The sequence below is a fragment of the Moraxella oculi genome, from assembly GCF_023336735.1.
Classification (GTDB): domain Bacteria; phylum Pseudomonadota; class Gammaproteobacteria; order Pseudomonadales; family Moraxellaceae; genus Moraxella; species Moraxella oculi.
The window spans coordinates 65339-90509 of sequence record NZ_JAMBAQ010000008.1 but is presented as its reverse complement, the minus strand read 5'-3'; the positions used below and the strand labels follow the sequence as shown (position 1 = coordinate 90509).

Annotated in this window: 23 protein-coding genes and 1 pseudogene; 2 read left to right on the top strand and 22 right to left on the bottom strand. The window is 43.3% G+C overall.

Annotation, left to right across the window (positions count from 1 at the left end):
* Positions 1–94: pseudogene (locus tag M2R47_RS05415) on the top strand (IS1595 family transposase); the annotation flags it as partial.
* A 30-nt stretch (positions 95–124) separates the two neighbouring features.
* On the opposite strand, the gene M2R47_RS05410 reads toward M2R47_RS05415, so the two are convergent.
* From M2R47_RS05410 to rsmG, 13 genes are all read right to left on the bottom strand, one after another.
* Entirely contained in the window at positions 125–967 is an 843-nt protein-coding gene (locus M2R47_RS05410; RefSeq protein ID WP_249100022.1) for a M23 family metallopeptidase, read from the bottom strand.
* Between the two features lie 99 nt (positions 968–1066).
* Positions 1067–2746, bottom strand: a complete 1680-nt coding sequence (locus M2R47_RS05405; RefSeq protein WP_249100019.1) for a fructose-specific PTS transporter subunit EIIC — start codon at positions 2744–2746, stop codon at positions 1067–1069.
* Positions 2747–2781: 35 nt separating this feature from the next.
* A complete protein-coding gene (locus tag M2R47_RS05400) occupies positions 2782–3747 on the bottom strand; it encodes a 1-phosphofructokinase family hexose kinase (protein WP_249100066.1) in 966 nt (321 codons plus the stop codon).
* On the bottom strand, positions 3747–6605 hold the full coding sequence (gene ptsP / locus M2R47_RS05395) for a phosphoenolpyruvate--protein phosphotransferase (RefSeq protein WP_249100063.1): 2859 nt from the start codon (positions 6603–6605) through the stop codon (positions 3747–3749). The genes M2R47_RS05400 and ptsP overlap by 1 nt, the downstream gene beginning before the upstream one ends.
* Before the next feature lie 333 nt (positions 6606–6938).
* On the bottom strand, positions 6939–7682 hold the full coding sequence (gene truC, locus M2R47_RS05390; protein WP_249100060.1) for a tRNA pseudouridine(65) synthase TruC: 744 nt from the start codon (positions 7680–7682) through the stop codon (positions 6939–6941).
* A 51-nt stretch (positions 7683–7733) separates the two neighbouring features.
* Positions 7734–8741 (bottom strand): DNA polymerase III subunit, encoded by a 1008-nt coding sequence (locus M2R47_RS05385; RefSeq protein ID WP_249100016.1) that lies wholly within the window; start codon positions 8739–8741, stop codon positions 7734–7736.
* A 12-nt stretch (positions 8742–8753) separates the two neighbouring features.
* A complete protein-coding gene (gene kdsB / locus M2R47_RS05380) occupies positions 8754–9533 on the bottom strand; it encodes a 3-deoxy-manno-octulosonate cytidylyltransferase (protein WP_249100013.1) in 780 nt (259 codons plus the stop codon).
* A 15-nt stretch (positions 9534–9548) separates the two neighbouring features.
* Complete coding sequence (locus M2R47_RS05375) at positions 9549–9725, bottom strand: hypothetical protein (RefSeq protein WP_249100010.1); 177 nt, start codon at positions 9723–9725, stop codon at positions 9549–9551.
* A 59-nt stretch (positions 9726–9784) separates the two neighbouring features.
* Positions 9785–10819, bottom strand: coding sequence for a tetraacyldisaccharide 4'-kinase (lpxK, locus tag M2R47_RS05370; protein WP_249100007.1), 1035 nt, complete (start codon positions 10817–10819; stop codon positions 9785–9787).
* Positions 10816–12537, bottom strand: coding sequence for a lipid A export permease/ATP-binding protein MsbA (gene msbA, locus M2R47_RS05365; RefSeq protein WP_249100057.1), 1722 nt, complete (start codon positions 12535–12537; stop codon positions 10816–10818). The genes lpxK and msbA overlap by 4 nt, the downstream gene beginning before the upstream one ends.
* Positions 12538–12695: 158 nt before the next feature.
* On the bottom strand, positions 12696–13754 hold the full coding sequence (locus tag M2R47_RS05360) for a ParB/RepB/Spo0J family partition protein (protein ID WP_249100004.1): 1059 nt from the start codon (positions 13752–13754) through the stop codon (positions 12696–12698).
* A 116-nt stretch (positions 13755–13870) separates the two neighbouring features.
* A complete protein-coding gene (locus M2R47_RS05355) occupies positions 13871–14689 on the bottom strand; it encodes a ParA family protein (RefSeq protein ID WP_249100001.1) in 819 nt (272 codons plus the stop codon).
* Between the two features lie 21 nt (positions 14690–14710).
* On the bottom strand, positions 14711–15424 hold the full coding sequence (gene rsmG, locus M2R47_RS05350; protein ID WP_249099998.1) for a 16S rRNA (guanine(527)-N(7))-methyltransferase RsmG: 714 nt from the start codon (positions 15422–15424) through the stop codon (positions 14711–14713).
* A 294-nt stretch (positions 15425–15718) separates the two neighbouring features.
* Here rsmG and M2R47_RS05345 point away from each other — a divergent pair, with 294 nt between their 5' ends.
* Positions 15719–18061, top strand: a complete 2343-nt coding sequence (locus M2R47_RS05345; RefSeq protein ID WP_249099995.1) for an ATP-binding protein — start codon at positions 15719–15721, stop codon at positions 18059–18061.
* A 565-nt stretch (positions 18062–18626) separates the two neighbouring features.
* Here M2R47_RS05345 and M2R47_RS05340 read toward each other — a convergent pair.
* From M2R47_RS05340 to M2R47_RS05305, 9 genes are all read right to left on the bottom strand, one after another.
* Positions 18627–20000 (bottom strand): phage terminase large subunit, encoded by a 1374-nt coding sequence (locus M2R47_RS05340; RefSeq protein WP_249099992.1) that lies wholly within the window; start codon positions 19998–20000, stop codon positions 18627–18629.
* A complete protein-coding gene (locus tag M2R47_RS05335) occupies positions 20000–20413 on the bottom strand; it encodes a transposase (RefSeq protein ID WP_249099989.1) in 414 nt (137 codons plus the stop codon). The genes M2R47_RS05340 and M2R47_RS05335 overlap by 1 nt, the downstream gene beginning before the upstream one ends.
* Before the next feature lie 41 nt (positions 20414–20454).
* Positions 20455–21441 (bottom strand): hypothetical protein, encoded by a 987-nt coding sequence (locus tag M2R47_RS05330; RefSeq protein ID WP_249099986.1) that lies wholly within the window; start codon positions 21439–21441, stop codon positions 20455–20457.
* 133 nt (positions 21442–21574) lie between these two features.
* Positions 21575–22303 carry a hypothetical protein gene (locus M2R47_RS05325; RefSeq protein WP_249099983.1) on the bottom strand — a complete coding sequence of 243 codons (729 nt, stop codon included), beginning with the start codon at positions 22301–22303 and terminating at the stop codon, positions 21575–21577.
* A gap of 271 nt (positions 22304–22574) precedes the next feature.
* Complete coding sequence (locus tag M2R47_RS09690) at positions 22575–24134, bottom strand: AAA family ATPase (protein ID WP_249099980.1); 1560 nt, start codon at positions 24132–24134, stop codon at positions 22575–22577.
* A 3-nt stretch (positions 24135–24137) separates the two neighbouring features.
* A complete protein-coding gene (locus M2R47_RS05315; protein WP_249099978.1) occupies positions 24138–24359 on the bottom strand; it encodes a hypothetical protein in 222 nt (73 codons plus the stop codon).
* A 1-nt stretch (position 24360) separates the two neighbouring features.
* Complete coding sequence (locus tag M2R47_RS09490) at positions 24361–24486, bottom strand: hypothetical protein (protein WP_283162915.1); 126 nt, start codon at positions 24484–24486, stop codon at positions 24361–24363.
* On the bottom strand, positions 24486–24818 hold the full coding sequence (locus M2R47_RS05310; protein ID WP_249099974.1) for a hypothetical protein: 333 nt from the start codon (positions 24816–24818) through the stop codon (positions 24486–24488). The genes M2R47_RS09490 and M2R47_RS05310 overlap by 1 nt, the downstream gene beginning before the upstream one ends.
* Positions 24819–24869: 51 nt before the next feature.
* Positions 24870–25073: a helix-turn-helix transcriptional regulator gene (locus M2R47_RS05305; RefSeq protein WP_249099971.1), complete on the bottom strand. Its 204-nt coding sequence runs from the start codon at positions 25071–25073 to the stop codon at positions 24870–24872.
* Between the last annotated feature and the right edge of the window lie 98 nt (positions 25074–25171).

The window sequence follows — 25171 nt, the reverse complement described above, 5'->3', positions numbered from 1 at the left end:
CTTCCATCTTTTTATCAAAGAATGTGAGTTTAGATTTAACTACAGCACACCATCTAATCAGCTTAAGATATTGAGAAAATGGTGTGGGATTTAGGGCTTGTCTGCTACAGCCTCACAAGCTTTATTATTTTAGAACAGATAAGGGGTCGACATAACTTGAATTGCGAGCAATGCGAAACTCAAGCAATGCCGTACCATTCTCTTGCCCACGCATGGTAGCGATTTGCTGGCCTGCCTGTACGGTCTGACCTGCTTTCACCTGCGCATTTTGAATGTGGAAATAATTACTCACAAAACCATCAGCATGAGCAATCGCAATCATTGCTCCATCAATATTGCCATCAGCATGCAGTACTGTGCCTTTACGGCTTGCCAAAACTGCGTCACCAGCACGCCCAGAGAACCACATTCCTTGACTATTGACCGCCTGTCCATTGATGGTGGTCGTGCCAAAGCGTCGCACCACAGGATTACTACTGCTGACAGGGTAGCGAAATTGCATCAAGCCTACACTGCCCACAGATGGTGATGAAGTTACGGTTGAGGGCGGTGTATATGTTGGTACTGCTGGTTTTGCTGGTGTTATTTTAGATTTGGTGGTTTTGGGTTGTTGGGTGTGTTGGCTAGTGCGTTGATGCGTTAATGCGTCCAAGCCTACCCCATCTTGCCATAGGGTGAGCCATTGACCCACATAAATGGTATATTGTGCATCAAGATGATTGATACGCCCAAGCGTCTGCCAGTCCAACCCATAGCGAACAGCAATCTTGCTTATTGTATCGCCCTGCTTGACCAGATAGCGATTGGGCACACCTTGAGCATTCATCACCACCTTTGGCGAGCCTAATGCGGCTTTAGTAGTCATCTTTTGTTGATTGGGTTGGCTGGCACATCCTGATAATACCACTACGGTCAGCATGCCAAGCGTTGCCAGTGTTGATATCTTAGATTTTACAACATACATCATTTAAATCTCTTTTAAGCACCAAAAAATCATTCATTATTCTAACACGAGCCATGAGAACACAAAACCCACCCACAGGTAGGTTTTTTGTCAGCATGTGAGTTAGACGGTAGCATTCTTTGGTTTAATGGTTGCATAAATCACACCAGTTACCACCGAGCCGATGGCAATGGCAATCACATACATCATTGGCTGAGACACAAAAGGAATCACGAACAACCCACCATGCGGCGCTTGTAAAGCAATGCCCAAACCCATTGAGATCGCTCCTGCCACCGCCCCACCAGTTAATGATGCAGCAATCACACGAGTAGGGTCAGCCGCCACAAAAGGTAACGCCCCTTCTGAAATGAAACACAGACCCAATACAAACGACGCCTTGCCAGCATTTTTTTGATCATCTTTGAACTTGGAAGGTGCCAACCAAGTGGCAATCGCCATGCCTATCGGTGGCACCATGCCTGCCGCCATCGCTGCCGCAATCGGCGTATAAACACCAGAGGCAATCATGCCTACAGAAAATGTATAAGCCGCCTTATTGATTGGGCCGCCCATATCAGCACACATCATCAGCCCTAAAATCATGCCCAAAATGATGGCGTTTACCTCCCCCATGGATTTTAGCCAACCAGTAAGCGCGTCCATTAATGCGGCAACGGGCGGATTAACCACATAAACCATCAGCAAGCCAACAATCAACGCACCCAACAATGGTAAAATCAAAATCGGCTTTAAGGCGGCTAAGCTCGGTGGTAATTTAATCACATCATTTAAGAACTTCACCACATACCCTGCCAAAAACCCTGCAACAATCCCTCCTAAGATACCCGCACCAGCAGTATTGGCAAGCATGCCACCAATCAATCCTACCGCAAGACCAGGGCGGTCAGCGATCGAATATGCCACATAGCCAGAAAATATAGCAATCATCAAAGCAAATGCACTGCCACCACCAATATCCATCAATGCTTTTGGTAAGCCGTATGCAATCGCTGCATCTTTAAAGGCCTCTACACCAAACATGAAAGACATGGCAATCAACAGACCGCCTGCCACCACCAAAGGCAACATATAAGACACGCCTGTCATCAGGTGTTGATAGACGCTTTTGTTTTCTGATTGTGGTTGTACCTCTGCTTTAACATTTGCTTGTTGATGAATGACAGCACCGCCCAATGCTCTATCAAACTCTTCGGCGGTCTTTTTTAGTGCCAAACTGGTAGAGGTGCGGTATATTTTTTTGCCAGTAAACTTTGATAAGTCCACTTCAATATCCGCCGCCACGAATACCAAATCCGCCGCTGCCACCTCATCAGCACTGATGGGATTGCCGATACCGACTTGCCCACGAGTTTCAACCTTGATGTCCCAGCCTTGAGATTTAGCATACTGCTCAATTGCTTCTGCTGACATAAAGGTGTGTGCCACACCTGTTGGGCAGGCAGTTACCGCCACGATTTTAAATGGCTTGTCCTGTTGGACCGATGTGCTGATGGTGCGTGATGGTGCAGATGTTAAAGAGCCCAACAGTGAGTTTAAATACACCTCATCATCAAAATAGTTAGGAAGCAGTTCATCTTGATCTAGATAGATGGTTTTTCCATCAATACCGTTTTTTTGACCAATGACGATTTTGTGGGCATGACTTGCCTGATCAGTCAATAAAACCGTTGTGGGCACACCTTTATCTTGTAGAGCTTTTGAGAGTTTTTTTGCAAGTAGCAGTGTGTGTGGCAAGTTTTGCTCAGCCACAATCACATAAGAGGTGGTTAAAAATTGCATAGGTTTTCCATATCACTCATGAATATTAAAAAAAATTAGCGATGAGATAATCTTTGGACACTCACTTGTGGCAACAGTTCAGTCATTCTGTCTTGGCTTGCCGCCTTAAAACCGACGATACTCACCGCATGAGCGGACAAGGCAGTGGCACGAGCCAATATGTCTTTTGGGGGCAGTTTGTGTAGCAGTCCTGCCATCATGCCAGCGGTCAAGGTATCGCCAGCACCAACAGTACTCTTAACAGTCATCTTGGGCGGTATTGAATGATAAATCTCATCGCCCACAAACCAGTTCACCCCTCTTTCGCCCATGGACACAACGACATGCTCAATATCCAAACCTTTTAGCAATGCTGATTGCCGTGCCAGGTTTGTGGCAGATTGACCAAAGACCTGTGCCAATTCATCATCATTGGGCTTGATAAGCCACAACTGGTGTCGCAAAGCAACCTCTAGGGCCGCACCACTGACATCAACAGCGACTTTATCATTAGCCATTGTCAATATTGACAACAATTCATCAAAATCCTCCGTCTCAAATCCCAAGGGCAAACTCCCAGCCACCAACACCGCCTGGCATTCTTTGGCGATGGGTGCCAGATGACTTAATAATGCTAACTTATCTTGATGACTGACAAAAAATCCCTTGCCATTAATGTCCGTGGTAATGCCAGCAGCATCAATCTTGACATTGATGCGAGTTTCCCCAACCACACGAACAAATTCATCACGCAAGACACCCACCAGACAGTCTTCGGCATGGGTGCTAAGCTGATGACGATGAGTAAAAAGCTGCTCAAAAATAGCCGCATTCTGCTTACCCAAAAAACCCGAAGCAATGGTGTCAAAGCCTAAGTCTGATAATATTTGTGCAGCATTAAGCCCTTTGCCAGCTGGATCTGATTGGCAAAAATACGCACGATTGACTTGACCAACATTCAAATCATTGACCGACAGCGTCAAATCAATCGCAGGATTTAAGGTAATGCAAAGCACTTTCATCACGCATCACTCTCCAATCTTAATGCACGCACTTCATTGGCAGTTCGACAATTAAGGGCGTGCTTGGCCAATACTTGGCATTCTGCCAAACTAAGTTCGCGTACCTGTTGTTTTGCCAAGGCGATGCTTGATACTGACATGCTAAGTTCATCAACCCCAAGCCCCAACAAAATGGGTATCGCCTTTGAATCACCAGCCAGCTCGCCACACACACCAACCCATTTACCATGAGCATGTGCCGCTTTGATGGTCTGATGTATTAGCATCAATACGCTAGGGTGTAGCCCATCCGCTTCTTGAGACAGTACAGGATGACCACGATCAATTGCCATCACATATTGAGTTAAGTCATTGGTTCCGATGCTAAAAAAATCCACTTCGCCAGCAAAGGCATTCGCCATGATGGCTGCACTTGGCACCTCAATCATGATACCCACCTGCAAACGGTCATGTGGATACCGAGCTTTTACTTCCTCTAAAATACTTTTTGCCATCAGCCACTCTTCCAACTTGCTTACCATCGGAAACATGATACGCAAATCACGCCCTTTTGATGCCAAAATCAAGGCCGTCAGCTGATCTTTTAGCATTTTGGGCTGTTTAAGAGATAGGCGAATGCCACGCAACCCTAAAAATGGATTGTCCTCATCAGGCATTGGCAAATAGGATAGGGGCTTATCACCCCCCACATCCAGCGTGCGTACCACCACAGGACGAGCGTCAAAAGCATCGAATACTTGCTCATAATCACGCATCTGTGCTTGGACATCAGGAACTTGGTCATGCGTCATAAATACAAGCTCTGTACGCAACAGACCCACCCCATCGGCACCACTTGCCACAGCACTGGCAGCGTCATGAACGCCACCAAGATTGACCGCCACTTCCACTTGGTGTCCGTCAATGGTGATGGCCGAATCCAAGGCATGCTGATTGGCAAGCTGTTGACGCTGTTTCAAACTCTCTTGTGCTTGCTTACCTTGCAAAATCATGGCATCGCTTGGCTCAATCACAAACCAACCTTCGCTAGCATTCACTAAAATGGGTGTGTCTTGGGAGATATCTAGAATGCCAAAACCTACGCCTACAAGTGCTGGAATGCCCAAAGCACGAGCAACGATGGCACTGTGCGAACTGGAACCACCAACTGCCGTCAAAATACCTGCCACACAAGATGGATCAAGTCGTGCCACATCCGATGGCAACAGATCCTCCTTAACCAGTACATAAGGCGTCTTTGGCTCAGCCTGCCAGTCCTGACCGGTCAATGCCAAAAGCACCTTTTGACCCACATCTTTTAAGTCTGCTGCACGCTGTGCCAGTAAGGGATTGGTCACTTTAGACTGAATCTCAACAGCATCATCAATACACGCCTGCCAAGCCGCTTCTGCTGATGAACCAGCATCAATGGCAGCCTTTGCTTCAAACACCATCTCTTCATCATCAAGAAGTGCCACATGTGCCATAAAAATCTGGGCAACATCAGCGTTGTTGGCAGATGCGATGGTTGATGACAACTCCGCCTTTACCCGCTCAATCGCCCCAATCAATCGCTCAAATTCTGCTTGAGGGTCGTCGGCAATCATTGGATAATCAACTTGTTGCTCACGCACCACAAAAGTCGTACCGATTGCCACACCAGATGAAGCGATGGTGGCAGGAATTTTTTCGCCTCGTTCAAGGTGCTTATCTGCAGGCATTTCAACCAAAGCATCAGCATCACTCAACTCTGCGTGTTCTGACCGATGTGACAAAGGCAACACCTTTTCACCCAAGCCATCAGTCACAGCCTGCGTCAATTTTTCTAAGTATCCTTGTGCCTCAGTATTTGGCTCAGCGATGAATGTGAGTGTCTGACCACGCACCGCCCCCAAGGACAGCAGACGACTTAAACTCTTCGCAGAGACAAAATCACCACCATCCACCGAGACTCTAATCTCGCCTTTCGCTTGCTTGGCAAGTGCCGACAGTATGGTCGCAGGGCGTGCATGCAGACCATGCTCATTAAGAATGAGCGCGTCTTTTGATGGCCAAGATGTCTCTTGTATGTCCAATAATTGCAAGATGGCATGAATATCTGCCTGATGCAGTGCCAACCCAAACTCCTCACCCATCAATACATCATACACCGATGCCAGCTTCCTAGCATCCAATTTCTCATTGGCCACAATGACAGCCACCGCCCTTGGCGTGATGTCATGCTTAGCAATCGCAAGCGAAAGTGCCGATTGGGCAACTTGATGGTCATCACCCACAAAGCTGATGCACTGCACTAGGTCTGACACCGCAAGTGGCTGCGACGGCAACAAAGACAATGTATTGACAGCGCGTGTTTTCTTTAATGCAGTAACTGCCGTGGCGAATAACGCATCAGCATCTTTTGCCTGCTCATCAATTTGGATAAGATGTTGATTCAAAAGCAAAGACTGCGGCTTGTCATTGATGATGGCAAGCAGCTCATCGGCGGTTTTGACAGAGTTGATTTTTTGGGCAATGTCCTGCGATAGGATTTTGGTCAGTTGTTTTAATATTTGTAAATGCTCATCAGATCGTGCAGCGATGACCACTGCCAAATACACCAACTCCCCTTCATCACCCCATACCACCCCATCAGGAAAATGTGCCAGTCGCACACCAGTTGCTAAAATGTCATCACGAGATTGTGGCGTGCCATGCGGAATGGCGATGCCTTGACCCAGATAAGTGGTGGTCTGCGCCTCCCTATCATACAGGCCATGCACATAGTTTTGCGTAGTCAAGCCATCTTCGACCAAAATATCAGCAAGCATCGCCAAAGCTTCTTTTTTATCAGCTGCATGCAGATTCATGCGCACATCTTTTGTGGTTAATTGCATAATAACCCTTAATATTCATCAACTTTCTTATTGACCATAAACCCCACCATCAATCATGTTAATTCGCCATGTCAATGTCAACCACCAATGAACTGAGCACACGGTCAATCACACCCTTCCTTTTTACATTGAGCGACATGATGAAAGCTTGAGGGATAATATTGATGGTTGCTGTGAATCTAAGATTGATGCGGCGTTAAAAACACGGGTATTTTAGCATTTTTAACCACAAAAGTATGCTTTCATCATTCATGTTCTTAAAAACCGAATGAAAGCATACTTAACAAAGCCTTTTGATGGTCGTCGTACTGCATTGACCAAATGAGTCAATCGGCCTCACAAAACCGCCGAACAATACTCACCCCAACCAAAATCTGCCATCACTTTTACAAATTCATCATCCAAAGATGCAACAGTCGTCACTTTTTTGCCACTCATGTCATTAAAAGCAAGCGTGTGAGCATGCAAAAGTAGCCGAGACACCCCTGTAAATTCCAATACGGCACGATTTTGTGCTGTATCACCATGCGTGGTATCGCCAACAATCGGATGAAACAGATGTGTCATGTGTCGTCTTAGCTGATGTTTACGCCCCGTGATGGGCATCAGTCGCATCAAAGAATAACGAGAAGTGGCATATCTTGCGGTGGAGATGATGGGTAACTCACAAGTCGCCAAATTTTGATACTCTGTGATGGCAATCTGGGGCTCTTTATCCACCTGAGCAAATTTATCAGCAATGTCATCCAATCGTACTTTTAAAGGATACTCAATCCGACCATCACCCAAGAGATGCCCACGGACGACTGCCAAATAGGATTTCTCTACCACATGGTTTTCAAATTGTACAGACAATGCTCGTGCCACCTCAGATGATTTGGCGAACAGCAAAGCCCCTGATGTCGGTCGGTCAAGCCGATGTACAGGATAGACATACATACCCAGCATGTCTCTTAGCAATGTCATCACAAAAACCGTCTCACGCTTATCCAGCCATGAACGGTGCACAAGCATTTTTGCAGGTTTATTAACGACAATCAAGTCATCATCTTCATAGATAATTCTTAGCACGGAGGTCATTTGTAGCACATTTAGTCATTGTTATCAATTCAAGCAACATTGATTTTATCCTCATAGCCTAGCAAGCTCATAAAACAACTCATCATAAGCAATGCCATGTTGCACATTTTGCCCCATCGCCATCACCACATCATCAAGCACGCGACAAAATTGTTCAATGGCATTCATGTTCAGTGATTGTTGTGCTAGCAATGCCTGTACATTGATGTCTGTATGGCGACTGTCCAAACCTAAGCCCACACGCATGATGTCAATGAACATCAATCTGGTTAAAACCAAAAAGTCATTCAAATCCATTACCTGTTGCCAATAATCACTGGCACTGATTGGCGAACGCTTATCATGTCTTAAAGCCAGCCAAGTCTTGATCCAAAGTTCTCTTTTATCAAACCATACTTTTTTTGGCAAATCAGTCGCCAAAAGCACCGCCCCATCTGCCAAATCCAAACACAGACGCGCCATGTCTTGGTCATTATTTAACTTTGTGGTAACAAAATCCAATGCCATGTGATATGAAATCTGCCTTAGTGGCAAAGCCTGCACACGACTTTTGATGGTAGGAAGCAGACGAGTCGGATGATTACTAATCAAAATCAAATGCACGCCCGCTTGCGGCTCTTCCAAGGTCTTTAATAGAGCATTACTTGCACCCATCGTCAGAGTATCAGCATGATCCAAAATAATCAGTCGCACCCCATGGCCTTTGACATGACTGTACTCTTGTAAGGCTCGAATGTCGTCAATTTTAATCGAATTGACTTTATCATTCCGATGTTCGGCGGTCGGCAAACTCTGGCTGGGCAACACCATCAAGTCAGGATGCGTGCCTGATGCAAGCCAATGACAATCATCACAACGCCCGCACGCTCCTTGCTCGGTTCTATTTTGGCAAAGCAGCCATGCCACCACTCTCCACACAAATTTTCTTTTGCCAATGCCTGCCATGCCACAGGCTAAAATCCCATGCGGTAATTTACCCTCATGAAACTGAGTAATTACCTGCTCCCAAGCCTGCGTTTGCCAAGGTAATAAGGCAGAAAAATAGTCCAAATCATTCATTACCCTCTCCGCTTAGAATTGCAAAAATTCATCAATTGGCATGGCATTCAATCTGTCCAAGTCCTCTTGAGTATCCACCCCCAGCGGCAAGGCAACTTTGGCAATGTCTATGGCGATTTTTTGTCCATTCTCTAAAATACGAAGCTGCTCCAAACTCTCCAAGCGTTCCAAAACCCCCTGCTCCCATTCGCCAAACTCTTTTAATAATTTGACCCGATACGCATAAACCCCCAAATGACGATAGGCATTTTGTGGAGTATTGCCAAGCTCACCTGACAGATGAGCATCTCTGTCATATGGTATGGAACTGCGACTAAAATACAAGGCATTTTGGCGTGCATGAACCACTTTTACTACTGAGTTTTTATAAAAATCATCATGATTATCAATCACTTCACACAAAGTCGCCATGACGCAATCATCATGATTTAGTAGCAGATTTTTGGCTTGTTCTAGTAGCATGGGCGGCACAAGCGGTTCATCACCTTGCATATTGATGATGATGTCGTCATCTGACAAATTCAAAAGACGAACCACCTCACCCAGTCTGTCTGTACCCGATGCGTGCTTACCTGTCATCACTACAGGAATCCCTGACTTTTCACATACCGAAACAATCCGCTCATCATCGGTTGCCACACACACGCTGTCGGCAAAGGTTGCTTGCAGAGCTTTTTCGGCGGTCCATAAAATCATGGGCTTACCATGTAAGTTGAGCAAGGGTTTAGCAGGCAAGCGTGTAGAGTGATAGCGGGCTGGAATGATGATGTGGGTCTTGGGATTGGTTGTCATGATTGCTCCTTTGAGTTAAGAAGTGAATGATTGTTTTAGGCTGATGATTTTTAGTCTTTTTGGAAATTTTACCAATAGTGCTTCACGCCAAGCTATCCACTGACAGTTGATGCACAAAGTTCTGCTGTGTTTTTCGGTCAGTAGCAGAAAGAAATCCAAGAGCAGTAAGATGATGGCCGTCATTCTTGGCATATCACATACCTTTTCTTATCATGGTTGTTTATCATCATCTGTTTTAACATGTTAACCATTCAGTCATTATCCAGCCCCAACACCTCAAGCACTCTATCCATTTCCTCATAAACACTGTTTGATAATACTGCTTGCACAGGCAATACCCAAATGTTAGCGAAAATGGTACTGTTGAGATGAATGCTGGCAAGTTCACGCAGTTTGACGGCATCTTTACTGGTGGTAATGATTGGCAAATCCATCAACCCTGCCAAGTCGTCGATTGCAAAAGCATGGTGGTCGCCGAAAGGACACTCCACCACATCAAAGCCCAGCTCGCTAAGGGTGGTAAAAAAGCGTCTAGGATAGCCAATACCGCTGACAGCATAGACCTTTTGGGGTGGTAAATTTTTATCACCCACCAATTGATCTCCCCTTGAGAGTGGTACAGGCTTGTTTGGAACTAGGTGCATCAGCAGAGCATCATCATTGTAACATTCCGTTCGGCTGTCATGATAAATCACTGTTGCACCATCTAGGCGGTCAAGTGATTCACGCAAAAAACCTTGTGGAAAAAGCTTCTTATTACCAAAACCACGCACGCCATCAACAACAATCCACTCCACATCTCGATGTAAAGCGTGGTGTTGTAGTCCATCATCACTGATGATGAGTTGTAATTTTGGGTTATTTTTGATAAGTAAATCAATGACTTGACCACGATTCGCCCCCACCGCCATGGGTACACGGGTACTTTGAGTAATCAGACAAGGCTCATCACCCACCATGTTAGGCAAGTCGTCAGGGCCGACCAGCATGGGGGTGTTGTCCTTTCTTCCATAACCACGGCTGATGACCCCAACTTCTATACCTTTGCCTTGTAAATATTGAACAAGAGTGATGATGAGTGGCGTTTTACCACTGCCACCTACGGTAATATTACCAATAATCATCACAGGAATGGGGGCGTGATATTTGGTCAATATGCTGGCGTCATATAAACATTGATGCACACTCCCCAGCATGCCATAAAAGACAGCCAGGGGCTTAAGCAAAGTCAACAAAGGTGAGTTTTTTTGCCAAGCTTTCGTGATGAAAAGTTCTAGATTTTTCATGTGGGGTCGATGAGGGCTGATTCATGTTGCTCATCAAAAGTACGCTCATACATGGTACGGTACATGCCTGATTGAGCAAGCAATTCATCATGAGTACCCATCTGTACGACACGCCCACGATCCATGACAATGATGCGATCAGCATTCTCAATGGTGGATAAACGATGTGCAATCATGAGTGTGGTACGACCCTGCATGACGGTTTCCAATGCTTTTTGGATGTGATATTCTGATTCATTATCCAGGGCAGAGGTCGCTTCATCTAATATTAAAATCGGAGCGTCTTTTAATAATGCCCTGGCAATGGACAGTCGCTGGCGTTGACCACCAGATAATTGTAGACCCTCTGAACCAATAAAGCCATCATAGCCATCTGGCAAATTCATGATGAAATCGTGAGCATGGGCAGATTTACTTGCTTTGATGATGTCATCACGAGATTTGACAGACAAGGCACCATAGGCAATGTTACGAGCAATCGTATCCAAAAATAGCGTTACCTGTTGATTGACCATCGCAATCTGCTCACGCAATGCAGACAGCTTGATTTCATCAATCGGCATGCCATCAATATAAATTTGACCTTTGGTAGGGCTAAGAGAACGAGTTAAAAGATTGACCAATGTCGTTTTTCCAGAGCCAGAACGCCCAACAACCGCTATCTTCTCACCCGCTTTGATGTCAAGATTAAAATCCTTGATGGCTTGAGTACCACTCTCATAAGTCAAGCTGACATCTTTAAAACTGATCTCGCCTTTGATGACTGGAGTCAACACTCCTGAATCTTGCTCCTCCACCTCATCAATCAAAGAAAAAATCGACACGCCTGCCACAATGCCTCGTTGTAACTTTTGATTGACATCCGTCAACGCTTGAACTGGACGAGCAAGCAGCCCCGCCGCCACCAAGTAAGACGCAAACTCCCCTGCACTGGTGTTGCCCAGCACTTCAGGACGAAGTGATAACCAAATCACAAAACACATGCCTGTCGCCATGAGCAACTGAACCAAAGGCGAGTTAATGGTGGCAAGAATGGTAATTTTTAGTCCTTTATTGAGATTTTCTAAAGATGCTTGGCGAAATCTTTGTAATTCATAAGCTTGACCACCATAGTTTTTCACCACTTGATAGCCTGTGATTGCTTCATTCGTGATGTGGCTGACCGCACCCATGGAATCTTGTACATCCATCGATAAAGTAGCAAATCTTTTGGACACACGCTTGATGATCCAAAAAATTGGTGGGACGATGATCATCAGCACCAAAGTCAATCGCCAGTTGGTATAAAATAAAAAACCAAACAGTGCGATGACTTTTAGACCATCCTTTAATATGGTTGTCATGGATTCGGTCGTGGCAGCGGTTACTTGCTCAACATCAAAAATCAGTTTTGATGAAATCGCACCAGAAGGATTATTCAAATAAAACTTAGATGGCAAGCGAAGCAATTTATCAAACACCTCAACACGCAAATAATAAACCAAGCTGCGTGCCATCAATGCCACATAATAACCGCCCAAAAACACCCCAACACCACGAAAAATAAACAGCAAGATGACCAAAAACGGAAACCAAAATTTACGCACATCATCATGCTGGTTGATGGCTTCAATGATGTACTCAAACAACTTGGCACTTGCCACCTCACCACCTGCACTGATGACAAAACCAATCAGTGCAATGATGAATGCCCACCAGTATGATTTTAGATATGACATCAAACGCAAAAACACAGTGATTTTATTGGCTTTATTAAAATCTTGTTGGCGTTTGGATTGGTGTTCAAAGGTACGCATGACTGCTCTTTTGATGGCTGATGGTTGGGTTGATGGCGTCTTCATTAATGAATGAAATAAGCATCATGAATGCACATGACTTAGCAACTGACGCCAAACTGTGATAATAAGCTTTGTAATTCATCATCACCATGAAAAAATATCTCAATGCTTCCTTGACCATCTTTGTGCTGTTTAATTTTGACAGAAGCACCCAAAGCATCAGAAATTTTTTGGTTTAATGCCCTAATCTCATGAGCATCGGTATTTTTTGCTTTGGCGGACTCAGGATTTAAGATGGATTTGACCAACTTTTCAGCATCACGGACGGTCATCTTAGCATCAATGATTTTTTTGGCAATGATGGGCTGTTGTTTGGTAGATAGAGCAAGCAAAGTGCGCGCATGCCCCATGTCAAGCAACCCTTCTTGCATATAGCCTTTCACGGTGTCATGCAAGTTATTTAGGCGTAATAAATTAGATACGGTCGCTCTGGCCTTGCCCACCACATCAGCAATCATTGCATGACTCATGCCAAATTCAGTATGAAATCTTTGTAATGCCACCGCCTGCTCTAGCACATTCAAATCTTCACGCTGAATGTTTTCAATCAAGGCAAGTGCAATGGCAATTTCATCAGACAGCACGCGTTCAATGGCAGGAACGCTGGTCAATCCTGCCATTTGGGCCGCACGCCAGCGACGCTCGCCAGCAATGATTTCGTGCGTAATCACCCCATCAGCTTTTCGTTCATCTGTCAATAACGGACGAATGACGATCGGTTGCATGATGCCATGCTGACGAATAGAATTGGCAAGCTCACTCAACGCCTCTTCATTCATGTCTCGGCGTGGCTGATATTTACCAGATTGTAGCCGCTCTGTACCAATCTGCATGAGCGCCACCCGCTCTGCATCACGAGCATCATCTTTGGCATCATTTTGTTTATTCTTTGATTTTTTCTTAGGTTTTTTGACCTTGCAAGTATCGGCAGATGGGACATCTCCCTCGTCATCAAGCAAATCAAAACTCACCTGCTGAATACCTGCCGTGTCAAGGGTTGTAGGCAAAATCTCTCCACTGACGATTTGTCGCTCTTTTTTGAGATTGCCCATCAGTGCATCTAAGCCACGCCTTGCCCCAAGTCCACGCTTTTTCATGTCAATTTTCCAGTTGTTACTCAGCCACGGCCCATATAAAGCCAAAATTTACTTGAATAAAACCAACATTTTAGCATAATTTTTGGCATTATTTTATGATTTTGCTGATTTTTTCATCACCAGTCAAACTGTGCACGCACCTTTGCCTTAAACAGTTCAGGTCTGTCGGATTGCTCAATGACTTCATTCATCAAAGCATGATAGGCAATCGCCCCCTTAGACGATTTTTCATAGCCAAAGATTGACTGACCAAAGCTTGGTGCCTCTGCCAAACGCACGCTCCTTGGAATGGCAGTCTTGTAGAGCAGTTGACCAAAATAAGCTTCCAGCTCAGATGAAACATCTTGAGCAAGCGTATTTCTGCCATCAAACATCGTACGCACCACGCCACGCACATGAAGCTCCCCATTGATGGTTTTTAGTCGTTTGATGGTGTCAATCAAATCCACCACACCCTCTAGAGCATAATATTCGCACTGCATGGGAATGATGACATTTTTTGCCACAGCAAAGGCATTGACGGTTAAGATGCTTAGACTTGGAGCACAGTCCATCAAAACATAGTCGTAGCCAAATTTACCACTTTTTTTGCTGGACTTGATGGCTTTTTTTAATAAAAATGGTGCATCTTCCACACTCGCCAACGACATGTCAATGCCTGCCAAATCACGGTTTGCACCGACCATGTCAAAGCCTGCTTGCGTGTTTTTTTGAATGACTTTGTGAATCTTGACATCATCAAGCAGTACATCCACAATACTACTTTCAAGCTCATTCTTATCAAGCCCTGCACCTGTCGTGGCATTGCCCTGTGGGTCCAAATCAATGAGCAACACCCTTTTTTTACCAATCAAAGAAAGTGCCGCCGCCAAGTTGACTGCTGTCGTCGTTTTGCCCACACCGCCCTTTTGGTTGGCGATTGCAATAATTTCCATACACCACCTATTTTCTTAATCTTAATCTTTTTTGACCATCACACACTGTTGATTTATGGCGTTGTCATCAGGCATTTTTAATCGTTGTAAATAAACCACACAGCGTTCATCATTCAGCTGTGGCACCTCAATACTCTTAATCCGAGTTTGCCATTGTGTCAAATTCACCAAATCATCAGCCGTTGGGTGCTTGCCTTTCATCGCATAGAGCATGCCGTCTGCTTTCAAATAAGGCTTAGCAAGCATCACAAAATCATCCAAACTGGCAAAGGCACGAGAAGTGATGATGTCAAACTCACCTTCAAACTCCTCAATGCGGCTTGCCACAGGGATGATGTTACCCACTTTAAGTTCACTTGCCATCTGACGAATAAAGCGTATTTTTTTGGCATTGCTATCAAGGGCGGTGATGTGCCAATCAGGTCGCATGATGGCAATGATGAATGATGGTAAGCCCGCCCCCGTACCAATGTCCAGCACACGCATTTTGTCCTGACTTCCAAATGGCAACTCTGAGATGATGGCAAGACAGTCTAGCAAATGCTTGATGAATGCCTGTCTTGGTTCTGTGATGGCGGTAAGATTGTACGCTTTTGTCCATAAAAGCAAGTTATCCAAATACCGCAAGAGCTGACTAAGCTGTGTCTTGCTAAAAGTCAAATTTAGCTCATTTTGAGCCTGAGATAATTCATTGATGAATTCGTCTGCGTGAGCAGATATTTTATGGTAAGTCATTGTGGTAGCAAAATAAAGTTTTCGTAAAGTATTTCAAGATGACATGATAAAGTATTTTTTGAAAAATCTTTCAAAAAATCCCTTTGGCATCATCGCTTGCCAAACATTGAAAAAGGCGTTTTGTTAGCATTCATTCACGATGAACCCTTGATGTGATACGCATCAAAGCTTAGACAAGCAAAGTTTAGACAAGCCAACAAACCCCTGACAAGCTTTTTATCAAATAAGCTATTTTATCATGTTTTAATCTGTTAAAATACACCCTTTTACCACTTCCCACCACTTCGCATCACAATGACTGAACGACTGACCAAATTTCGCCTAAAACACACCGACTTAGTACGCCATACCGACCCCGCCACACTGTCAGATGGCAACCAAACTTTTGAGATGGACTTTGGTCAAGAGCGTGCAGTGCGTGCCATTCGCACCGCTTTGGACATTAAGACTGGCGGTTATCATGTGTTTGCTGTGGGTGAGAATGGGCTGGGTAAACGCACCCTCATCACACGCCTTTTACACGAGCGTGCCAAAAGCGAGCCAACACCCCCTGACTTGGTGTATGTGTCTGACTTTGACAAACCAAGAAAACCCATCGCCTTGACCCTACCTAGCGGACAAGGCGAATCGTTCGCCAAAGACATGCACAAACTGTGGCAAAATCTTTACCAAAAGATTCTAAGTAAATTTGGTAGCATCAGCCATCAAAACAACCTAAATGCCATCAAGCAATCCGCCCAAAAACAAGAGCGGGCATTGATGGACGAGCTGAATGCTGCTGCCAAATCGCACAACCTCACCTTATTACAATCAGCCGAACAAAAGGCGGTATTCACACCCATAGACAGCAATCAACCCATTGACGACACCGCTTTAAACAAACTACAAAAACAGCTGACCAAAATCAACATCAAGCTTGATGACTTGGACAATGAAGTTCATCAAAAAATTGAAGAGTTGCATCACGGTCTCATCACCAAAATCACCACGCCACTTCTCACCCCTATTCATAAAAAATACGCTCAAAACAATCAAGCGGTCGCCCAATTTTTAACCGCATACGAAAACGACATCATTAATAATCTCCTGTTCATCACCGAGCATGATGATGATTTTTTGATAAAGACGGTTGGCAACATTCCCAATCGTTACTACATCAATGTCGTGGTCAGCCATGCACCAAACGATGGCGCCCCCATCATCTTTGAGGAATTGCCCACTCACCCAAATTTATTAGGGCATATTGAATACACCACACAGCTTGGCACCATCTTAACCGACGCCAGCATGATTCGAGCAGGTGCTTTACATCGAGCCAATGGTGGTTATTTATTACTTGAAGCATCATCACTATTAGAACACCCTTACGCATGGCAAGGGTTGAAGCGTGCGTTGCAATCAAAACAGCTTTGCATATCCAGCCTAGAACAAATGCTGACTTTAACAGGATCAGTCTCTTTAGAACCTGACGGTATTGAATTGTCAGTTAAAGTGATTTTACTTGGCGAACCTGACTTGTACTACGAATTGCTTGAATTCGAGCCTGAATTTAATCGTGTCTTTAAAATTCGTGCCGATTTTCAAGAAGTGCTGACAAGAAATACAAAAAGCGAGCGTTTTTTGGTCAATAAGATGACCGACATGATACACACCCATCAGCTGGCTTGTTTTGACAACACGGCATTTGCAGCAATTTTAGATGAATTATCCGCCTACGCTGAGGATAAGAATAAATTGGATTTGCACAGTGACAGACTGCTACAATTACTGTCCGAGTCTACGCATCAGTTCATACTTACTGGCGATACAAAGTGCGTCAATGCTCATCATGTCAAGCTTGCAATCAATGACATCAATGATCGAAAAGGCCATTTAAAAGAGCTTTATTGGCAAGAAATTAAAAACGGACGACAACTCATCAAAACAGATGGTTTTGCGATTGGGCAAATCAACGCCCTGACCGTACTTACTTATGCTGATAGTGAGTTTGGTTTACCTGCCAGACTGACCGCTCTGATCAGCCCAAAATTTGGTATAGGAGAAATCTTAGACATAGAGCGAGATGTGGAGTTGGGCGGCAGTCTGCATGCCAAGGGAATGCTTATCATGACAAGCTTTTTACGGTCCTTGTTTAGTGAATTTAGCGAGTTAAACTTTTCAGCCAGCTTGGCCTTTGAGCAAAGCCATGCACACATTGACGGTGATTCTGCAACCCTTGCTGAATGTGCGGTAGTACTATCTGCCTTGGCAAACATGCCAATCAACCAATCACTTGCCATCACAGGCTCTATGAATCAGCTGGGTGATGCTCAAGCGATTGGTGGCGTGAACGAAAAAATCATTGGGTTTTTTGATGCGTGTCATGAACACGGCTTAACAGGTTCGCAAGGCGTGATCATCCCAAAAACCAACATTGACCAACTCATGCTGCCCGACCATATCGTTCAAAGCGTTAAAGATGGGCAATTTCACATTTATGCAGTTGAGACAATTTATGACGCACTGTCCATCTTGATGGACATGCCCATTCATGACAAAAACAAAAAAGGCAGCTATAAGAAAAACACACTGTTTGGCAAGATTGTTAATCGTTTGATGGCATGGCAAGATGATGACAAGGCAATAGAAAAGAAATGACTGCCAAAAAGCACGCCAAACATGATGTTGTGGCGGGATTTTTTGCACATATGACCCATCAATCATCATACCAAGCACCGTGTATTTCATCATGACCACCTTGCATTCATGATGATTTTTATCTGTTAGTCAAATTTATTAATCAAACGCATTCGCCATTTTTTATCATCAATCTATGCAAGCTATTCAATCCGTGTATCCGTCAGGCTCATAAGGGAGTGTATTTTAAAATTGGACTCACATGCCCCAAAAATACATAGATTACAACAGACTATGACGGACAACCAAGGACAACAAAAAGGCTAGCAAGCTAGAAAAATAAAGGGTTGTCGCACGATTGTGGACAACCTTAGATTATTGTATGGTCAGTGGCGAACTACGAACATGTATGATAAATCATTGATTTTATTATATTTATTTTTAAATAAAATTTTCAATACCAACAATAATACCAACAAAATTCAAAGTAACCCATATTTTTACCATTAGAAAATCAAGCACAATCCGCCTTTTTTGTCATTCCAAATAGATAAAAAAGAATGGTTTTTACACCATTCTTCATCACTTACCACCACATTCCAACCTTTAAATCCCCTGTAAATGGTCTTTCTCTTTTTAGCACTCCATATCTTAATGCGTCCGCTCCGTGGTCTGCTCCATCGCTTGCCATATCTTCGGGGCGTTTGTCGTCTCTTGATAGTGTCGGCAAAGTTTCCCACAAATAACGGCATTGATTGGAAATATACAAGCCAGCTTTATCAGGCTTACCAGCATCAGCCAAAAACCGCCTTAGAATGTTCCAACCTGTTATGCGGTCTGCTTTTTTGGCTGGGCTAAATTCAACCCCTTGCAGTCTAAATTCATCAGCGATTGAGCCAGTAGCGTGTCCACCTTTGGCAAATATTGCATCATCAGCCACGCCCCTAGCCTGTATGTTCCAGTAATTACACATTTTTTTAATCTCTTCTGCCAAGGTTGGTACTGTCCACCCTAAGCCCACATTTAAATTACTGTGCTTGTGCGTTACCAGTTCATCAACCACCACCAAAGAGCCTTTGGGGTAATATCGTCCGTTCACGGTATCGCCAAAACTCTCACAAATAACCAAAGTTGCAGACGGTGCAGATGAGCCAAAGTCGTGAGCCAACCACCAGTCCCAACCCTCTGGGATTTCGTGCCATTCTTCAATCATTGAGCGTTTTTCGTCTAGCACATTAGCAAAGTACGCCCCACGATTTACCGCCCAATTTCCATCAGTCCACGCCTTTAATAATTCAGGGTCATCAGGGCAAGAAGCGGTTAACTGCTCATGGTATTGTTCACGGTCTATAAAATGGTTATCATTAAAGGTGCTGGGAGCGTGTACCCATGTTCTTTTACTTTTTGGCTCGTGAAAGGGTTGCCATGCTTCATGTCCATTAAACACAAATCTTTTGGCTATCCAGTGATGCCCTACGCCAGCAGGGTTTGCACTGATTATCATTCTAATGGGTGTTGTGGTGTCGCCACGCAAATTTGAACGCATTAGGTCTAGTAATCTAGGCTCGGCAAACTGTCCAGCTTCATCAACTACCAGCAGGTTAAATGACCGCCCTTGGTATTTGGCATAGTCCGACTGACTTTCTAACTGCCCCAGCTCTAAATATCCACCATTAGGAAAACGCCATACATGTTCAGTTTGATTGTATCTAGCACTTGAGCCATAAACCATGCCAAATACTTCACGGCAAATCAATTCAAAATCTGCTAAGCCCTTATAAGTCTTTCGGATAAACAAACATCTTGCTTTTTCCTTGTATAGTTCAATATGGCGTAAAATTAACAAGGCAATGCAGTAAGATTTACCGCCACCACGCCCACCAAGCAGGGCAATATCCACACCATCAGGAATAGCCATTACTTTTTTTTGAAAATCGTTTAATTGGATTTCTTGTTGCATTATTCAAGCTCCTTTGCTGGATTGACAATTTTCATGTATTGCCCTAAGTCCTCGGCTGGTGCTGGTAGATTAAAAGTAATTGCTACTTTGTTGGCTTGTTCGGTTTGGTCGTATTCTTTGTAACCGTGTCTTGATTTTAGTAGGAATATCGCCGCCGTGGTATTGCCTTTTAGGGTTGCCTGTTCAAATAAGGCATTATGTAGGGCGTATCGCTCTTTTTCTAAGCCCAATTTGTAGGCTTCTTCCACTTCTGGGAATTTTTCACGCCACGCATAAAACAAATCTTTGGAAATTTTACAAGCCTTGCAAATACTAGGGATTGAATAACCTTGGCTGGCATACTCTTCAATGATTTTTAGATGCTGTTCAGTTGGCTGTTTTCGTGTTGCTTTTACGGCTGGATTTCTTGCCATGATTTTAACTCCAAGCAAATAAGGGGCAATCGCCCCCTATTTTATTTACTGATTAAGAATGCTAAAGGAATGTTTTTACGCTCTGTGATGCGTTTCCAATGGTCAGCTTTGGCAAGTTCTGCAATACTTGGGCTTTCGCCCTGCAAATCGCCCTCAACCCAAGTAAAGCCTAATGGCTGAATTGCCATGTTTAGCCGTGAATGTAGTACCTGCATACCGCCACCATAGCCAGCACTTTCAATCACTTCTAGGGCTGTGCCTTTGGTGTGAGCTGGTTCAGATACGCCATAACTAAACACACCACGACCCAAAAGCACCGTTAAATAATTACCTTGTTCATCGGGGGTTAAGCCATCATCAACGATAACCAGTAAGCCCCTAAATGTTTGAAATGGTTTACCTTGGCTGTCGGTTAAGGTTGCAATCAAATCATTTTTTAAGGCATCAAAATAAGTCTTTGAGTGCATAGCAATAGCCACCACATCACCAAAACTATCGCCAAGCGTGCCAGCGGTATCAATCACGGCGGTGCTTGAAAAGGTGTTGTTTTTAGATAGACTTGAAATGTCATGCACCATATCGCCAGCATTATTTGCTTTATTGCTTGCCATAATCCCTTTAAGGCTGGCAATCAGTCGCTTTTGTAGCTCATTACCCCAATAAGTGATAATGCGGTCTTGAATGGCTTCAAGGGGATTACTTCCTGCGATTTCAGCAGATAGCCCCATAGATGACCAAGAATTATGTAGGTAGGCTTTTCGCACATTCTGTTTAAATGCGGTGAGCTTTTTGGGTGTACTGTGTTGGTCAGGGTCATCAGAAATAATGTCTGCTTCTGCCCCATTAGCAATATCACGCCAAAACGGTACATTAAAGCTGGTTGAGCCACTTTTTAGCATTTTAATGATTTGAGCATTTCTAACCAACAAACCACTTTCTACAATGCGTGTTTTGGTTGCGGTATTTTCTAGGATATAAGGGGTAAAATTTTCAGGTGCGATAATGTCGCTTAATTGAGTGGTTGCCATGTATATTCTCCAATAGCAAAAAAAGTTATTGATAGAATATTTTGCATAACAAAATAGATGGGTCATAAACCAAGGGTTGAGCCATAAGCCCGAAAAGAAAAGGTATCAGCATTGCCAACACCCTTATTTTAAGTCATTTTAAACCAAATTGCAATTTGTCATCATTGCTTAATACTTGATTGGGTAGGCTGTCCACAGTCGCCAAAAGTGCAGGGATTTCACGGCTGTAATGCTCTATTTGGCGTTGTGCTTTATCTATTTCAGATTGGTAGAAGTCGGCTAAGGCTTGGGCGTGTGCCTTAATTCTGGGCTTGCCAACAAATACGCCATCTTTGTACTCACATAACTGTTTGGCTTGATAATGGGGGTCAATGTAACCACTACCCGTTCCGCTCGCCCTTGTGCCATAGACATGATTTGCAAAGCGTTCTTTAAGGTTGTAGATTTCATTGCTATTTACCAGTTTGTTATCTTTATTGATAAAGCAATATTTTTGGCTTTTTTTGTCAAAAATCACTTTATAACCCATTTTTTCAAGTTCAAATTTAACAAAATCTTTACTACTTGGTACAACATCAAGCACATCAAATAAAACCGCTTCTAAATATTCAGCTTGTTTGTAGTTTTCAAAATCCGATTGAATATTTTTTAAACTTTCATTTTCAGATAATAAAGTTTTATTGTCATTTTTGGCTTTTGCCAATTTATCCAATAATTCTTTATTTTTATTTAATAACTTGTCTACTTCATTTTTTGAAGTATTTTCATCATCATTATTTAAATTTTCATTTAAATTTTGTGATGTATTTTCTTCAAAATCTTGTGCTAAATTTTCAAGATTTTGGGTGTTTTGGTCTGCCATAAATGTTTCCTTATTGTTGCTAAAATTACAAAGTTTAACGGTAAATTTTACCTTTTTTGCCTATGTCTCTCTTTTTGATGAACAAGTTGAGCATCTTGAGCAAGTTCCATATTTTACAAGGGTTGTAGCGTTTTTTGTCTTGAACAACTTGATTTTAACTTGTTCATTGATAAAATGGCTGTAACCCTTGATTTTGCTTGATGTTGCTCAACTTGCTCAACTTGCTCATAGTAAAAGGATAATAGACAAAAGAACAAGTTATTTTGTAAAGTTATGTAAACGGAAAAGGTTCGCCATAACTTACCAAATTGGCATTGCTTGGTTCTAAAAGATAACCATGTTTTAATCGCCAATACCAAAAACCATCGGATTTTTTATAAGGTCTATCACAAACAATTTCCCTAGCTCGCCTTAGGGTAATTTTTGTAATATCTGCTTCTTTGGCTAGTTGTTGCACTTCGCTTGATTTCATTTCTTTATACTCTCTTAATAATTCTACCAAGAATGCTTTGGCTTCATCTAACAATGATGATTTTTCTTCTTCATCATTATTTGTATTTTCAGCTTCATTTAATAGCTCTCTTGCTTTTCCTGTTTGATATTCACCCCATTTAATTTTTGTGGTGTCTATATTATCCACGGTGCAAGGTTCTATTTGATAATTAAATCCGCCATCTAATGATGAAATATTGCTTTTGGCTCTTGTTAAAATACAAGGCTTGCTATCGTCTTCAGGCTTACTTGCTACCCAAGTCATTCTAGCTAAAGCATTAAATGCTTGTGAGCCAATCACTCGTTCGGCTGGATTTCCCCCTTTTGAGCCTTTGGCAAAGTGTGTAATACCAACAACAGCACAATGAAAATCTTGGGCAAAGTCCACCAAGATTTGTAAGCCGTTTCGCACATCGTTGGCTTTGTTCATGTCGCCACCAACTGCCGAAACAATAGGGTCAATCATCAAAAGCTTAATGTTTCGCCCCTGTGCATACTCATAAATCATCGGTAAATCAGTACTAGCACAAAATGGCAAATTTTCACCCTTGTCGTTTGTTTGTCCTGTGATGAAGTTAATGTTATCCAGCCTCGCCCCATTTGCCATCAATCTAGGCTTTAGGGTGTCTGCTATGTCGTCTTCGGTGCTAAATATCAAGATTTCCCCTTGTGTGGTGCAAGCTGTGCCATCAGGGAAATTACCGCCATTGCTGATGATTGCAATCAGATTTAACAAAAGGTTAGTTTTTCCACTGCCGCCAGCACCTGCCAAAATCGTCAGCTTGCCAAGTGGTAACCAGTCTTTCCATAGCCATTCAATGGGCTTGGCTTGTACTTCTTTGGCATTGACAATGGTAACACTACCACCGCTCTTTAAAAGGGCTTCTATACGCCCCTTTGTCGCATTTTGGGGGATTTCTATCAGGTGCTTTTTAAAACCTAGTCGTAAATCGCTTGTGCTTGCGATTTTAAAGGGTATTTGATTGTTTTGGGCTGTACCTGCTAGGGCGTTCACATCGTCGCTGTAAACGCAATTTACGCCCAAATCAAACAAGTTTTTAAACAGTGTCTTGTCATCGGTCAAAATGGGTGTGCCACAAGCTCGCCCCATAAAATCACCCTGCCCAATGTCAAAACTGGTCCTGTCTTTGGTGAAAAGTCTGTAACCAGTAGTCTCAAAGGTAAAATCAATTAGGGGGAAGGCAAGCCCACCCCCAAAGTCTATGCCATCAATGATACAATCATCAAGGCTAGATTTGCCAAACAAAAACTTGTTTTCAAAGTCCTGCAAGGTGTCAAAAGTAACCTCCTGTCCTGCGGTGTTGGTAACGGTTAGCATAGTTCACTCCCCTTGTTCTAACAATTCAAGGGCGGTTTGCAGGTCTTTTTTGGCGGTCTCTAACCGCTCCCATAGGATAAAAACAAGGCTGTTAATGCGTTCACGCTCAAATAATGGGTTGTCTTTGTCGGTGTAGTCGTAAAGAATTCCCATTACATTGACAATGTCATCAAGGCTTGTTTTTGACTGCTCACAATGGGCTAAAATAGTGTAGTTTTTATTCATCTTACACTCCCATCGCAAACAAAATACCAATGACAAGGCAAGCAAGGGGCAAGCCTAAGATAAAGCCCAAAACAAGGCTTTCTAGGGTGGTGAAATGGGATAGTTTGATAAGGATTGAATTAAGCATTAGAATGCTCCTAACAGTTTATTGAGTAAAAACCCTAAATTAGGGTGGTGTGGTCTCACTCTCGGTTCTGTTAGTAACCGCTTTACATATTCGCCAATAGGCTTATTTTGTAATATCAACCACACCATAAAGGGGAAACGCACACTTTGGGCGGTGTGGTTATATGGTGGGATTGCCAAATCATCAGAATTTGAGCAATAAAAAAGCCAATTTAAACCGTTTGGCGTAACGGCTAACAGATTTTGAGAGAGAACGCTATTTTGTAGCATCTCATTAATTTTATCAAGTGAAATAATTTCACTCAAATACTCTTTTACTGAAATAATATTCATGTTATAATGCCTTTATCAAGTTTCAAAAGTCCTGCCATGTGTGGGGCTTTTTTATGCACTGTATTCATTCAACCATTGGTGAATGTCGCTGTTTCGCCATACGGTAACTGTTGGGGATAGTTTGATTGGCTGGGGGAATTTGCCATCTTTTACCCATTTCCATACGGTAGATTTACCAATGGGTAAAAATGGCAAAAGTTGGGTCAGGCGGCTCATGCCGTCTTTGGGTAGGTTGGTTGGGTTGTCTTGGTTCATAATATACGCTCCTAAACTGTGGTGGATTTAGGGCGTATTGTAGGGGGTGTAAGAAAAGCAAAAAACCTAGTTAGAATATCAAAACTCTAACTAGGTTC

Bases quoted from the DNA above. Each gene is read 5' to 3' on its own strand.
- rsmG (WP_249099998.1), bottom strand. From the start codon at position 15,424: ATGACTTACCATAAAATATCTGCTCACGCAGACGAATTCATCAATGAA.
- M2R47_RS05305 (WP_249099971.1), bottom strand. From the start codon at position 25,073: ATGAACCAAGACAACCCAACCAACCTACCCAAAGACGGCATGAGCCGC.
- truC (WP_249100060.1), bottom strand. From the start codon at position 7,682: ATGACCTCCGTGCTAAGAATTATCTATGAAGATGATGACTTGATTGTC.
- M2R47_RS05400 (WP_249100066.1), bottom strand. From the start codon at position 3,747: ATGAAAGTGCTTTGCATTACCTTAAATCCTGCGATTGATTTGACGCTG.
- M2R47_RS05310 (WP_249099974.1), bottom strand. From the start codon at position 24,818: ATGAATATTATTTCAGTAAAAGAGTATTTGAGTGAAATTATTTCACTT.
- lpxK (WP_249100007.1), bottom strand. From the start codon at position 10,819: ATGAAAAATCTAGAACTTTTCATCACGAAAGCTTGGCAAAAAAACTCA.
- msbA (WP_249100057.1), bottom strand. From the start codon at position 12,537: ATGTCATATCTAAAATCATACTGGTGGGCATTCATCATTGCACTGATT.
- M2R47_RS05315 (WP_249099978.1), bottom strand. From the start codon at position 24,359: ATGAATAAAAACTACACTATTTTAGCCCATTGTGAGCAGTCAAAAACA.
- M2R47_RS05355 (WP_249100001.1), bottom strand. From the start codon at position 14,689: ATGGAAATTATTGCAATCGCCAACCAAAAGGGCGGTGTGGGCAAAACG.
- M2R47_RS05340 (WP_249099992.1), bottom strand. From the start codon at position 20,000: ATGCAACAAGAAATCCAATTAAACGATTTTCAAAAAAAAGTAATGGCT.
- M2R47_RS09690 (WP_249099980.1), bottom strand. From the start codon at position 24,134: ATGCTAACCGTTACCAACACCGCAGGACAGGAGGTTACTTTTGACACC.
- M2R47_RS05325 (WP_249099983.1), bottom strand. From the start codon at position 22,303: ATGGCAGACCAAAACACCCAAAATCTTGAAAATTTAGCACAAGATTTT.
- M2R47_RS05330 (WP_249099986.1), bottom strand. From the start codon at position 21,441: ATGGCAACCACTCAATTAAGCGACATTATCGCACCTGAAAATTTTACC.
- M2R47_RS05385 (WP_249100016.1), bottom strand. From the start codon at position 8,741: ATGAATGATTTGGACTATTTTTCTGCCTTATTACCTTGGCAAACGCAG.
- M2R47_RS09490 (WP_283162915.1), bottom strand. From the start codon at position 24,486: ATGCTTAATTCAATCCTTATCAAACTATCCCATTTCACCACCCTAGAA.
- M2R47_RS05360 (WP_249100004.1), bottom strand. From the start codon at position 13,754: ATGAAAAAGCGTGGACTTGGGGCAAGGCGTGGCTTAGATGCACTGATG.
- M2R47_RS05335 (WP_249099989.1), bottom strand. From the start codon at position 20,413: ATGGCAAGAAATCCAGCCGTAAAAGCAACACGAAAACAGCCAACTGAA.
- M2R47_RS05410 (WP_249100022.1), bottom strand. From the start codon at position 967: ATGATGTATGTTGTAAAATCTAAGATATCAACACTGGCAACGCTTGGC.
- M2R47_RS05375 (WP_249100010.1), bottom strand. From the start codon at position 9,725: ATGCCAAGAATGACGGCCATCATCTTACTGCTCTTGGATTTCTTTCTG.
- M2R47_RS05345 (WP_249099995.1), top strand. From the start codon at position 15,719: ATGACTGAACGACTGACCAAATTTCGCCTAAAACACACCGACTTAGTA.
- kdsB (WP_249100013.1), bottom strand. From the start codon at position 9,533: ATGACAACCAATCCCAAGACCCACATCATCATTCCAGCCCGCTATCAC.
- M2R47_RS05405 (WP_249100019.1), bottom strand. From the start codon at position 2,746: ATGCAATTTTTAACCACCTCTTATGTGATTGTGGCTGAGCAAAACTTG.